This window comes from Mesorhizobium sp. CNPSo 4688, assembly GCF_057784295.1.
On the sequence record NZ_JBWLUY010000009.1, the window covers coordinates 162,784 to 175,640 of the forward strand.

The following is a 12,857-nucleotide window of genomic DNA, read 5'->3' on the forward strand; positions in this document are numbered from 1 at the left end:
GAAGACGATGATGAAGATATTGAGGACACTGGCGGGCGCCGCGCTGGCACTGTCGTTTGCCGTTGGCGGCGCGCAGGCGCAGCAGGTGCTGTTCTGGTCGACGCAGGCGCGCCCGGTCGAGGAAACCCAGAAGATGCGCGATGCGGTGCTGAAAGGCTTTGACGGCGCCGTCGACTATCAGGTCGCCGAGGACGGTCCCTGGCTCACCCGCCTGCAGGCCGAACTGCAGGCCGGCACCGGCACGATCGGCCTGCTTGGCGGCCTGCATGGCGACTTCTCCACCGTCGGTGCCAACCTCATCGATCTCTCGGCGGTCGATGTCGGCGGCGTCAAGGTCAACGAGGCCTACAAGAAGCTCGGCATGCTCGGCACCGGCGAGCAGAAATACATGCCGTGGATGCAGGCCACCTATCTGATGGCCGCCAACAAGCAGGCGCTGCAATATCTGCCGGCCGGCACCGACCTCAACACCATCACCTACGACCAGCTGATCGAATGGTCGAAGAACATCGCCGAAAAAACAGGCTCGCCGAAATTCGGTTTTCCGGCTGGCCCGAAGGGGTTGAAGCACCGCTTCTTCGAGGGCTTTCTCTATCCGTCCTACACCGGCTCGATGGTGACCAAGTTCCGCTCGCCCGAGGCCGAGACCGCCTGGAACAAGTTCAAGGAGTTGTGGCAGTACACCAACCCGAATTCGACCAGCTACGCCTTCATGCAGGAGCCGCTGCTGTCGGGTGAAGTCTGGGTGGCGTTCGACCATGTCGCGCGGCTTGCCGATGCTTTCAACCAGAAGCCCGACGAGTTCGTCGCCTTTCCCGCACCTGCAGGCCCGGCCGGCCGCGGCTTCATGCCGGTGGTTGCCGGTGTCGCCATCCCCAAGACATCGCCGGATGTCGACAAGGCCAAGGCCCTGGTCGCCTATATGATCAAGCCCGAGACGCAGATCGCCACGCTGAAGGCGACCAACTTCTTCCCGGTCGTCGACGTCAAGCTGCCCGACGACATGCCGGCCTCGGTCAAGGCCTTCGGCCCGGCGATCGCCACCATGACCGGCGCGCCCGATGCGCTGCCGGCGCTGCTGCCGATGGGGCTTGGCGACCTCGGCGGCAAGTTCAACCAGGTCTACACCGACTCCTTCGAGCGCATCGTGCTCGGCGGCGAGGACGTGCACGGCGTGCTCGAAGAGCAGGCGGCAGCACTCAAGGCCCTCATCGACCAGGCAAAGGCGCCATGCTGGACGCCGGACAAGCCATCCACGGGCGCTTGCCCGGTGGAGTAGCAACCAACCAGATCCTCCCGAGGGGGCGCCCGGAGTTTGTTGCACTCCGGGCGCCTGACCGCAGCATCGTCGAAGGACACCACCATGCATGGCAAGGCTCTGCCCTATCTGCTGCTGATGCCGGCGACCTTGTTCCTGTGCGTCTTCTTCCTCTACCCGTTCGTGCTGGTCGCCTTCGAGGCAGTGACCCGTGACGGCGTCTTCACCCTCGACAATTTCCGCACCATGGCCGGCAGCTGGAAGTTTCCGGTCACGGTGCGCAATACGCTGCTGCTGGCGGCCATCGTCGTGCCTATCCAGCTCGCCATGGCGCTGCTGATGGCCTCGGTGGTGTCGCGGCTGGAGACCGGGCGCAGTGTAGCACTCTACATCTTTGCCATTCCGCTCGGCATTTCCGATCTCGCCGCCGGCCTGATCTGGCTCGCCATCTTCGACCAGTCGGGCTTCCTCAACACGCTGCTCTCCAGCCTTGGCGTCGTCGACAGGCCGATCATGTTCCTTGGCTACCAGAGCAAGCTCACCATCTTCATTGCCGTGGCGCTGGCCGAGATCTGGCGCGCCACCGCCATCATGATGGTCATCCTCGTCGCCGGCATGGGACTGATCCCCAAGGAATATTACGAAGCCGCGGAAGTATTCGGCGCCGGGCCGTGGAAGCGGTTCGTGCGCATCACGCTGCCGCTGCTGCGCCCCAGCCTGCAGACGGCGATCATCCTGCGCGTCATCCTCGCCTTCGAGGTCTTCGCCGTGGTCGCCGCCCTTGGCGGCACCAATCTGCCAGTGCTGATGGGCGAGACCTACAATTGGCAATTCACGCTGCAGGACCGCAATGTCGCCGCCGCCTCGGCGCTGCTCATCCTCGCCATCTCGATCGGCTTCACGCTGTTCTTCCTCAGGGTGCTGCGTGTGCCCAAGGAGGCGCGCATATGAGTGCGGTCACGCAAACCCCAGCCGCCGCAAGCGTCGATGCCCGTAAGGCCGGCGACTGGCTGCTCGTCGCCACCGTCATCCTGCTTGGCGTCTGGGTGCTGCTGCCGATCTATCTCCTGATCGTCAACGCGCTGTCGTCGCCCGAACAAGTGACCGCCTTTCCCAAGCGCTTCTTCCCGTCCTTCGATACCGGCAGCCTGTCGTTCTTCATCAATTTCGCCGGCGTCGCCAGGGCGCTGTGGAACTCGGTTCTGGTCGCCACGCTGACGATGATCCTGTCGATCGGCTTCGGCGCTCCGGCCGGCTACGCGCTGTCGCGCTTCGATTTCCCTGGCAAGGCCACGTTCCGTTTCCTGGTGCTGATGACGCGGGCTTTCCCGCTTCCGCTCTTGGCGCTGCCGCTGGCGGTGATGTTCATCCGCACCGGCCTCGACGACACCGCGATCGGCCTGGCGCTGGTCCACACCACGCTGGCGCTGCCCTTCGCGGTGCTGATCACCTTCTCACTGTTCTCAGGCATTCCGGTCGAACTGGAGGAGGCCGCCTGGACGCTTGGCTGCACCAGGCTGCAGGCGTTTCGCAAGGTAATCCTGCCGCTGGCGCTGCCTGGTATCGCGGCGTCGGCGGTGTTCGCCTTCACCATCTCCTGGAACGAGGTGTTTGCTGCAGCCGTGCTCACCATCGAGAACCGCACGCTGACCGCCTTTCTTCTGCAAAGCCTCGGCGAGTCGCCGCTTTATCTCAAATTCGCCGGCGGCGCGGCTCTGGTCGTGCCGGCTCTGATCTTCATCTTCGCCGTCCGCAAATATCTGTTCGCCATGTGGGGGATTGCCAACCGATGACACGCGACACGGAGAGGGGTCATGGCTGAAATCGCGATCAAGGGCGTCGCCAAGCGCTTCGGCGGCTTTACCGCGCTGCATCAGGTCGATCTCGCCATCGCTGACCAGGAATTCATGGTGCTGCTCGGTGCCTCCGGCTGCGGCAAGACCACGCTGCTCAGGATCGTGGCCGGGCTGGAGACACCGAGCCAGGGCGAGGTCTGGATCGGTGGCCGCCGCGTCGACCATCTGCCGCCGCGCGAGCGCGGCATCGCCATGGTGTTCCAGAACTACGCCGTCTTTCCGCATCTGACCGTGTTCGAGAACATCGCCTTCGGCCTGCGCATGAAGAAGCTGCCGCAGGCCGACGTCGAGCGCCGCGTCAACCGCACCGCCGAGCTCATGCATATAGAGCAGCTATTGAAGCGCTATTCCGGCCAGCTGTCCGGCGGCCAGCGCCAGCGCGTCGCGGTTGCCCGCGCGCTTGCAATGGAGCCCGATGTCATCCTGATGGACGAGCCGCTGTCCAATCTCGACGCGCTGCTCAGGCTCGAAATGCGCGCCGAGCTCAAGGGCGTGCTGGCGGCGTCGAAGACCACCACCATCTATGTCACCCACGACCAGGTCGAGGCGATGAGCCTCGCCGACCGCATCGCCGTGATGCATCAGGGCCGCATCGTCCAGGCTGCGTCGCCGGTCGAGGTTTACCGCAACCCGGCCGCCCGTTTCGTCGGCTCCTTCATCGGCAACCCGCCGATGAATTTCATCCCGGCGACCAAGGCCGGCAACGGCAGCTGGAGCGTCGCCGGGCTGACGCTGCCTGGCCCGAAATCGGACCGGCCGACAATAGAATTCGCCATTCGCCCCGAGGATGTCGACGCCGGCAGCGAAGGGTTGCACGCCACCGTGCGGGTCATCGAGCCGCTCGGGCCGCACACGCTGGTCACCTGCGATGTCGAGGGCGGCCTGTTCCGCGCCATCCTGGAATCGAATGTCGGCGTCAAGGTTGGCGAGCAGCTGCGGCTGGCGCCCAAAGCCGACCGCATCCGCTGGTTCGATCCCGAAACCACCAACGCCCTTTAAGGAACGAATGCCTTCCATGACTTCTCCAGCCGTCGACGAAACCATCGCCCGCGCCGTCGAGGTGCTGAGGGAAAACGACCAAGGCGCCTACACCATACCGACCAAAGGCCTTTACCCCTTCCAGTGGAACTGGGATTCCTGCCTGACCGCACTTGGCCTTGCCCACTACGACGAGGCGCGGGCCTGGACCGAGATCGACACCTTGTTCGCGCATCAATGGCCGGACGGCATGGTGCCCCACATTGTCTTCCATGTCTGGAGCGACGGCTATTTTCCCGGGCCTGATGTCTGGCAAACCAACCGACCGATCGCCACCTCCGGCATCACCCAGCCGGCGGTCGCCGGCTTTGCCGTGCGCCGCCTGTTCGACCGCGCCAGGGACAGGAAACTGGCGGCCGAGCGGGCGCATGCGCTGCTGCCGAAGATCGACGCCTGGCATCGCTGGTTCTATGAGAACCGCGACCCCAAAGGCGAGGGGCTGGTCGCCATCATCCATCCCTGGGAATCCGGCCGCGACAATTCCATCGACTGGGACGACGCCTTCGAGCGCGTGCCGACCGAAGGCGTCGAGCCCTACACCCGCCGCGACATTCTGCATGCCGATCCGGCGCATCGGCCGACCAAGGCGCAATACGACCGCTATCTCTGGCTGCTGCAGCATTTTCGCGCACTGGGCTGGGACAATGCCAGGCTGCACGACGCCTCGCCGTTCCAGGTCGTCGATCCCGGCTTCAACGCCATCCTGATCCGCGCCTGCGCCGACCTTGCCGATCTCGCAGAGGCGCTCGGCGAAACGGAGATCGCCGAAGCCAACCGCGCTTGTGCCCGAAAGGGTCTGGCGGCAATGGAACGGCTGTGGAGCGACGCGCACGGCCAGTATCTCTGTCTCGACCGCACCACCGGCACGCTGATCGACAGCGCCTCCGTCGGCGGTATCCTGCCGGCCTTCGCAGGCATCCCGGAAAGCCGCGCTGCGGCGCTCGCGGCACGCGTTGATCACCTTGCCGGCAGAGCGCGCTATGTCGTGCCCTCGCACGATCCCGACGATCCGCGCCTCGACGCCAAGCGCTACTGGCGCGGCCCGGTCTGGCTGGTCGTCAACTACATGATCGCCGACGGCCTTGCCGCTGCCGGCCACGGCGACGTTGCGCAGCGCATCACCCGGTCCAGTCTCGAACTGATACGGGAGAGCGGCTTTGCCGAATATTACGACCCGCTCACCGGCGAACCACTAGGTGGCGGCCGCTTCACCTGGACAGCAGCAATGGTGATCGAGTTTTTGCGGGGTGAGAAGCGGTCTGCGTAGCAGACGAAAAGCCAATTGCTTGGCTTTTCGAGCTTCGAACGCCCTGAGCCTGCGAAGGGCCGGGCGGCCAATGGCCAAAGTGCCCTGCCGGGTCCCCGCTGCTTCGCAGCGTCCCGGCGTTCGCCGGCCTTTCATCGTGCCACTGGCACGATGAATTCGCTTCGCGAACCGGCTGCTCACCCCACAAGGGGGGGAGATTAGCACTTCACCCAAACTTCGGATCAAGGCTGCCCGACTTGTACCGCTTGGCCATCTCAGCAACCGGCGCCGGCTTGATCTTCTGCGCATTGCCGGCAGTGCCGAACTGCTCGAAACGCTCCTTGCAGAGCTTGCGCATGGCGGCCATGGCCGGCGTCAGATATTTGCGCGGATCGAACTCGCTCGGGTTTTCGGTCAGCACCTTCCGGATGGCGCCGGTCAGCGCCATGCGGTTGTCGGTGTCGATGTTGATCTTGCGCACACCATGCTTGATGCCGCGCTGGATCTCTTCCACCGGCACCCCCCAAGTCGGCTTCATCTGGCCGCCATATTTGTTGATGATCTCCTGCAAATCCTCCGGCACCGAGGACGAGCCGTGCATGACCAGATGCATGTTGGGCAGGCGACGGTGGATCTCCTCGATCACGTTCATCGCCAGCACCGCGCCGTCCGGCTTGCGTGAGAATTTGTAGGCGCCGTGGCTGGTGCCCATGGCCACCGCCAACGCATCGACATGGGTGTCCTTGACGAACTCCACCGCCTGTTCCGGATCGGTCAGCAACTGGTCGTGGCTGATCGCGCCTTCGACGCCGTGGCCGTCCTCCTGTTCGCCGCCGCCGCTTTCCAGCGAACCGAGCACGCCGATCTCGCCTTCGACCGAGACACCGCCCCAATGCGCCATGTCGACGACGCGCTTGGTGATGCCGGAGTTGTAGGCGTAGTCGGCCGGCGTCTTGCCGTCCTCTTTCAGCGAACCGTCCATCATCACCGAGGTGAAGCCGTACTGAATGGCGGTGACGCAGGTGGCTTCGTTGTTGCCGTGGTCGAGATGCATGCAGACCGGAATGTCGGGGTGGATTTCGACCAGCGCGTCGATCAGCTTGGCCAGCACCACGTCATTGGCATAGGCGCGAGCGCCGCGGCTTGCCTGCAGGATGACGGGCGACTTGGTCTCCTCGGCGGCCTCCATGATGGCGAGGCCCTGTTCCATATTGTTCATGTTGAAGGCGGGTACGCCGTAGCCATATTCGGCGGCGTGATCGAGCAATTGTCTCAGTGTTATGCGAGCCACCCAATAGTCTCCCGTATCTGGTTTCAAGCGCAACGTCGCGGGGCCGGCCGGTTGCCGGCCGGTCCCTGATGCTTCTGGCCAAATTTCACGCCAACCGCAACCGTCAGCGGCCGCTTGCGCCGCAATTCTTGTTGCAGGGCTGAAATCCGGGCATTTTTGATGGGTCAGGCGGCGATCGACGCCCGCGCGGCCAGGATCTGGACGCAGGCATTGGCCGCTTCCTTACCCTTGACCGTAAAATGCTCGAAGAAGAAGCGGTGATGCTCGGCGCTGTCGTGATAATTGTGCGGCGTCAGCACCGCCGACAGCACCGGCACGCCGGTCGACAGCTGCACATTCATCATGCCGTCGAGCACCGCGCCCGCCACGAAGTCGTGGCGATAAATGCCGCCATTGACGACGAAAGCCGTGCCGAGGATCGCGGCGTAGCGGCCTGTCGCGGCAAGCGTCTTGGCGTGCAGCGGAATTTCGTAGGCGCCGGGCACGTCGAAGATATCGACGGCGAAGCGCCCACCGCCGAGAGTGGCGAGTTCCGCCTCGAAGGCTTGCACGCACTGGTCGACAATATCGGCGTGCCAGCGCGCGCGAATGACGGCGATGCGGTAGGTTTCATAGTCTTTCGGGGTATGCTGATTCATGGGTCCATCCTTCCGTTTCGAACCAGAATCAGGACGCACGACGCAAAAACCGGCCCGCGAGCGAGCCGTCCTTTGCGATCGTTCTCTTTCATCCGGACTGTAACCGTCGGCTCCGGAATCGCACCGGATCTGCTGACCCTCCCGTTGCCGGAAGGCGCTCGCGGGCTTGGGCCGAAACCCTTACCGCCGGTGGGGACTTTCACCCCGCCCTGAGAACATTGACGGGGGAGATATGGAGGGGTGGGAAGGGGCTGTCAATTGGGAGCGCTGATCTCCCCCCTTGAGGGGGAGATGGCCGGCAGGCCAGAGGGGGTCGTCTCGCGTGGAGTGCTAGCGTCATCTGTCGATGCTGGGAGGTCGCGCCAGGACGCACTGACCCCCTCTGTCGCCTTCGGCGACATCTCCCCTCAAGGGGGGGAGATCAGCCTTCACCCCCGCTCGGGGAACATCGCCTTCAGCCCTTCACGCGAGGCCTTGGCCACACCGCGCTCGGTGATCAACCCCGTCACCAGCCGCGCCGGCGTCACATCGAAAGCCGGGTTGGCGGCCGGCGTCGCTTCCGGCGACACGCGCACCTGCGCTATTTTGCCGTCCGCCGTCTTGCCCCATACCAGCGACACCTCGTCGCCGGAGCGCTCCTCGATCGGGATTTCGGCCAGCCCGTCCCCCACCGTCCAGTCGATGGTGGGCGACGGCAGGGCGACATAGAAGGGGACGTCATTGTCGGCGGCGGCGAGCGCCTTGAGGTAGGTGCCGATCTTGTTGCAGACATCGCCATTGGCCGTCGTGCGGTCGGTGCCGACAATCACCATGTCGACTTCGCCATGCTGCATCAGATGGCCGCCGGCATTGTCGACGATCAGCGTGTGCGGCACGCCGTGGCCGGCCATCTCCCAGGCGGTCAGCTGAGCACCCTGATTGCGCGGCCGTGTCTCGTCGACATAGACATGGACCGGAATGCCGGCCTCGACGGCAAGATAGATCGGCGACGTCGCGGTGCCGTAGTCGACCGTCGCCAGCCAGCCGGCATTGCAATGGGTCAGGATGTTGACCGGCTCGCCCGGCTTCTTGCGCGCCGCGATCTCCTTGATGATCTTCAGGCCGTTCTCGCCGATGGCGCGGTTTAAGCCGACATCCTCGTCGGCGATCTCGGCGGCGCGCTTGTAGGCCGCCTCCGCGCGCTGCGCTGGCGCGAGCGGCTTCAAGGAGCGCCGCATCTCGTCCAGCGCCCAGCGCAGATTGATCGCCGTCGGCCGCGTCTTGTTCAGCGTCTCCCACACCGCGTCGAGCGCTGCATCCGACGGATCGTCCGCCATCTGGATGGCGACGCCATAGGCCGCAGTGACGCCGATCAGCGGCGCGCCGCGCACCCACATGTCTCGGATGGCGGTGGCGATGCCAGCAACCGTGCCGATCTTTTCGACACGGAAGTCATGCGGCAGCCAGCGCTGGTCGATGATCTCGACCGACCGCTTGTCGTCGCTCAGCCAGATGGTGCGGTAGTGGCGCTCGCCAACGTTCAAATGCTGCTCTCCCGTTCGATCAGCGCGGCGAGGTTGTTGACCTCGTCCATGCTGTAGATCTGGCGCCGGTTGACGGCGATGTGACGGCCGAACTTCAGCGCCTTGGCCTCGCAGGAGGCGCGCAGATCTTCGTTCTCGATGGTCTCGAAATCGGCATTGTGGGCGAGGCCGAGAATGCGGCGATGCACCTCGATGCCGGCAAAGCCCAAGAGGTCGGTCCAGATCTGGTGCAGCACATGGTCGAGCGCCTGCTCCGAGGCAAGGATGTCGCCCTGATCCTCGAACAGGCTCTTCTGATAAAGCATGCCGGTGCGCTCGGTGCGCCATAGATGCGAGAACTCGGCGCGGAACACCGCCCAGGTCTCCGCCGTCACCCCGAGCAGATAGGCGCGCATGGCGTCGCGCTTGCCGTTCTGCTCATGGCCGCGCTGCGAGAAGAAGGACATCCAGAAATTGGCGAGCAGCATGCCGACATCGAAGGCCATCGGACCGTAGAAGGCGAACTCGGGATCGATCATCCTTGTCTCGGTATCGGTGACCATGATCGAGCCGGAATGCAAATCGCCATGCAGCAGCGTCTCCGCATTGGCGGCGAAGATATGCTTCAGCCGCTGCGCCTCGACCTTGAGGTCGCGGTCGGCGCGCAGTTCGGCCACCAGGCCGTCAAGCTGCGGCGAGGTATGCCGGTTCAGCTTGGCGTCGAAATAGGGGTCGGAAAACACCAGATCCTCGGTGATGCCGCAGAGCTCGACATTGTCGGCGAACAACGCCAGATCGGCCTTGCGGTCCTTGGTCGGCATGGAGAGATCGGAGCCGCGGAACAAGGTGCGGGCCATGAACAGGCCGATATCCCTGGCGATGTTCGGCAGCTGGCGGCCGTCGATCAGGGCGCGGCGCAGGATGATGTGCGGCGGCGCCAGATATTCCATGATGATCAGCGCCTGGGCCTCATCGAAATGGTAGATCGCCGGCACCGAGCCCGGCGCACGGGCTTCCTGCCTTGTCAGCGCGTGGTACTCGAAGAAGGAGCGTTTCAGCGGCAGCGGCCAGCTGTCGCCGACCAGGCGGACATAGGGCAGCGCCTGCTTGACCACGGCAGCCCCCGAGGCGCCCTCGACGATGAAGACGAGGTTAAGATTGCCATCGCCGACCTCGCGCACCTTCCAGGCGCTCGTGTCCTTGCCGATCCTGGCGCAGAGCGCTTCGTTGGCGCCGAGGCGCGTTGCAAGCGTCTCCACCGACAGTGCTTCGAACGGCAATTTCCCAGTCATTCCTCACCCTCGCGCTTGGTCGCTCCGATCATAGTGGAGCGATGGCGGCGGGGCCAAGCTAGGAAGCTGTCTGGCAATTGTCAATCGAGTTGACAATTGATGACGTAGCCCATAGCGTCATCGTTAGGGAGGAACGAATGGGCAATGATGCCGTGTTCCGCGTGGACGGGCTGAGGAAGTCCTTTGGCCATATCGAGGTGCTTGGCGGCGTCTCGCTCGAATTGCATGCCGGTGAGATCACCGTGCTGATGGGCGCCAATGGCGCCGGCAAATCCACCCTCGTGAAAATCATCAGCGGCGTCTACGACCATGCCGGCGGCACCATGCACCTTGCCGGCGATAACTTCGCGCCGAACACGCCGGCCGAAGCGATCCGTGCCGGTGTCGTCACCGTGCACCAGAATATCAATGATGGTGTTGTCGCCGATCTCGATGTCGTCACCAATCTGACGCTCGATCGGTTGAGTGGCAAAGGCGCGCCGCTGCTGTTCAACCCTGGCCGCGTGCGCCGGGAGGCGAGGGCGGTCGCCGACCGCATGGGGCTCGCCATCGACCTCAGGGCCCGCGTCAGCGATCTGTCGCTGGCCGACCGCCAAATGGTGGCGATCGCGCGCGCCATGGCGCACCAGCCGAAAGTTCTGATCCTCGACGAGCCGACCTCGTCGCTGTCCAGCGCCGAGGCCGACAGGCTGTTTTCGCTGCTCGACCGGTTGCGCGAGCAGGGCGTCGCCATCCTCTACATCTCGCACCGCATGTCTGACATCCGGCGGCTTGCCGACCGCATTGTCTCGATGCGCGATGGAGCCATTAGCGGCACCTTCGACAAAAAGCCGCTCGACTATGAAGGCGCGGTCAACGCCATGCTCGGCCGCAAGATCCATCTCGACCGTATCGAAGCGAGGAATTCGGCCAAGCCGATCCTGACCATCGAGGGCCTGCGCATCGCGCCGGGCGCCCGGCCGATCTCGCTGACGCTTGGCGATGGCGAGGTCGTTGCCGTCACCGGCCTCGTCGGCGTCGGCAAGACCGCACTGGCCGAGACGCTGTTTGGCCTGCGCAAGCCGCTCGCCGGCACTATGAATTTGAACGGCAAGCCCTACGCGCCTGACACAACAGGCGAGGCCATCGCGGCGGGCGTGTTCCTGGTCGCCAAGGACCGCGGCGAAAACGGCATTGTCGGTGGCTTCAATATCCAGGAAAACATCAGCCTTCCCTTCCATAAGCGCATGTCGCGCTTTGCCGTTCTCAAGCGCGGCCTCGAGCGTGCCACGGCCCGCCGCCAGATCGAGGACCTCGGCATCGTCTGCCGTTCCGAGAAGGATGAAATGGCCACGCTGTCGGGCGGCAACCAGCAGAAGGTGATGGTGGCGCGCTGGATGGCGCAGGACGCGAGACTGTTCATCCTCGACGAGCCGTTCCAGGGTGTCGATATCTCGGCCAGGCGCGACATTGCTGCCAAGCTGCGGGCAAGCGCCAATGGCCGCGCCACGCTGTTGTTTGTCACCGAGCTCGACGAGGCGTTGGAGACCGCCGACCGTATCCTGGTGATGTCGGAGCAGACCATCGTCGGCGAACACCGCAACGCTGATGTCGACCTCGACCGCCTGCTCGCCGAAGTGGCGGGCGGACCGCTGCACAGCGCGGCCTGAGCCAAGATGATTGAAGAACTGACGACGGGAATTGGAATGAAGCGCATGGGTTTGAGTTGGGTATTGACGGCGGGCGCTGAATGACGCTGCGCGACTACGCCATCCGCTATGGGTTCATCGTGCTTCTGTTCGGCCTGATCGCGTATTTCGCCATCGCCGCTGACGGGTTCGTTTCGCCGCAAAGTGCTGTGTTCATTTTCCAGTCGGTCGCCATCACCGGCGTGCTGGCGCTCGGCGTGACCGCCACGCTTGTCGTCGGCGGCTTCGACCTGTCGATCGGGTCGGTCGCCACATCGGCCATGATGGCGGCGGCCTATGTCATGGTCGTGCTGGAGCAGAACGTCGTCGTCGCCGTCGTCGTCTGTCTGCTCATCGGCGCCATTGTCGGCCTGATCAATGGCTGGCTGATCGTCTATATGCGCGTGCCCGATCTTTTGGCGACGCTCGGCATGATGTTCCTGCTTGTCGGCCTGCAGCGCATTCCGACCGAAGGCCGCTCGATCGCCACCGGCATGACCATGCCCGACGGCTCCGTCGCCAACGGCAAATTTGCCGACGCCTTCCTGGCGCTTGGCCGCCACCGCTTCGACTTCTTCATTCCGAACCTCATCCCGGTCTCGGTGGTCGTGCTCATCGTGCTTGCCGTGCTGATCTGGTTCTTCCTCGAATACACGCGTTTCGGCCGCATGATGTATGCCGTCGGCTCCAATGAACGTGCCGCCGAACTCGCCGGCGCGCCTGTCAAGGCATACAAAATCTGGGCCTACGTCATTTCAGGAGTTTTTGCCTCGATCGGCGGGATTTTGCTGGCTGCACGGCTTGGACGTGGCGACATCGCCTCGGGTAATAATCTGCTGCTCGATGCGGTTGCCGCGGCGCTGATCGGCTACGCGGTGCTCGGCGCCGCCAAGCCGAACGCCTTCGGCACCGCCGTCGGCGCGCTGTTCGTCGGCATCTTGCTGCAAGGCCTGACGATGATGAACGCGCCTTACTACACGCAGGATTTCGTCAAGGGCGTGGTTCTGGTCGTCGCCCTTGTCTTCACCTTCGCCCTTTCGGGCAGGGGTCGAAGATAGGTTTGGCCGGA

General features: G+C 64.2%; 11 protein-coding genes and 1 riboswitch. Of the genes, 7 read left to right on the forward strand and 4 right to left on the reverse strand.

The window, feature by feature from the left end; translation table 11 throughout:
• The first annotated feature begins 7 nt into the window (after positions 1-7).
• The 5 genes from AC04SH_RS18745 (at position 8) to AC04SH_RS18765 (ending at position 5,419) form a co-directional block, all read left to right on the forward strand.
• The gene (locus tag AC04SH_RS18745) at positions 8-1,279 is read left to right on the forward strand and encodes an ABC transporter substrate-binding protein (protein WP_477237278.1); all 1,272 of its coding nucleotides are present in this window, start codon (positions 8-10) and stop codon (positions 1,277-1,279) included.
• Positions 1,280-1,363: 84 nt separating this feature from the next.
• A complete protein-coding gene (locus AC04SH_RS18750) occupies positions 1,364-2,209 on the forward strand; it encodes a carbohydrate ABC transporter permease (RefSeq protein WP_488576152.1) in 846 nt (281 codons plus the stop codon).
• Positions 2,206-3,051, forward strand: a complete 846-nt coding sequence (locus AC04SH_RS18755; protein WP_477237274.1) for a carbohydrate ABC transporter permease — start codon at positions 2,206-2,208, stop codon at positions 3,049-3,051. Before AC04SH_RS18750 ends, AC04SH_RS18755 begins: the two co-directional genes overlap by 4 nt.
• 21 nt (positions 3,052-3,072) lie before the next feature.
• Positions 3,073-4,113 carry an ABC transporter ATP-binding protein gene (locus AC04SH_RS18760; RefSeq protein ID WP_477237272.1) on the forward strand — a complete coding sequence of 347 codons (1,041 nt, stop codon included), beginning with the start codon at positions 3,073-3,075 and terminating at the stop codon, positions 4,111-4,113.
• 16 nt (positions 4,114-4,129) lie between these two features.
• Positions 4,130-5,419 (forward strand): amylo-alpha-1,6-glucosidase, encoded by a 1,290-nt coding sequence (locus tag AC04SH_RS18765; protein WP_488576153.1) that lies wholly within the window; start codon positions 4,130-4,132, stop codon positions 5,417-5,419.
• A 205-nt stretch (positions 5,420-5,624) separates the two neighbouring features.
• Here AC04SH_RS18765 and fba read toward each other — a convergent pair whose 3' ends face one another.
• The 4 genes from fba to mtnK form a co-directional block, all read right to left on the reverse strand.
• Positions 5,625-6,689 (reverse strand): class II fructose-bisphosphate aldolase, encoded by a 1,065-nt coding sequence (fba, locus tag AC04SH_RS18770; protein WP_488576154.1) that lies wholly within the window; start codon positions 6,687-6,689, stop codon positions 5,625-5,627.
• A gap of 164 nt (positions 6,690-6,853) precedes the next feature.
• Positions 6,854-7,327 (reverse strand): 6,7-dimethyl-8-ribityllumazine synthase, encoded by a 474-nt coding sequence (locus AC04SH_RS18775; protein WP_488576155.1) that lies wholly within the window; start codon positions 7,325-7,327, stop codon positions 6,854-6,856.
• Positions 7,328-7,403: 76 nt separating this feature from the next.
• Positions 7,404-7,548, reverse strand: a riboswitch (FMN riboswitch).
• Positions 7,549-7,755: 207 nt separating this feature from the next.
• Complete coding sequence (mtnA, locus tag AC04SH_RS18780) at positions 7,756-8,850, reverse strand: S-methyl-5-thioribose-1-phosphate isomerase (RefSeq protein WP_488576156.1); 1,095 nt, start codon at positions 8,848-8,850, stop codon at positions 7,756-7,758.
• Positions 8,847-10,121 carry an S-methyl-5-thioribose kinase gene (gene mtnK / locus AC04SH_RS18785; protein ID WP_488576157.1) on the reverse strand — a complete coding sequence of 425 codons (1,275 nt, stop codon included), beginning with the start codon at positions 10,119-10,121 and terminating at the stop codon, positions 8,847-8,849. Before mtnK ends, mtnA begins: the two co-directional genes overlap by 4 nt.
• 137 nt (positions 10,122-10,258) lie before the next feature.
• Here mtnK and AC04SH_RS18790 point away from each other — a divergent pair, with 137 nt between their 5' ends.
• Together AC04SH_RS18790 and AC04SH_RS18795 are read left to right on the forward strand one after the other, a co-directional pair.
• Complete coding sequence (locus tag AC04SH_RS18790; protein ID WP_488576158.1) at positions 10,259-11,770, forward strand: sugar ABC transporter ATP-binding protein; 1,512 nt, start codon at positions 10,259-10,261, stop codon at positions 11,768-11,770.
• An 80-nt stretch (positions 11,771-11,850) separates the two neighbouring features.
• Positions 11,851-12,846: an ABC transporter permease gene (locus tag AC04SH_RS18795; RefSeq protein ID WP_142869906.1), complete on the forward strand. Its 996-nt coding sequence runs from the start codon at positions 11,851-11,853 to the stop codon at positions 12,844-12,846.
• Positions 12,847-12,857: the final 11 nt, after the last annotated feature.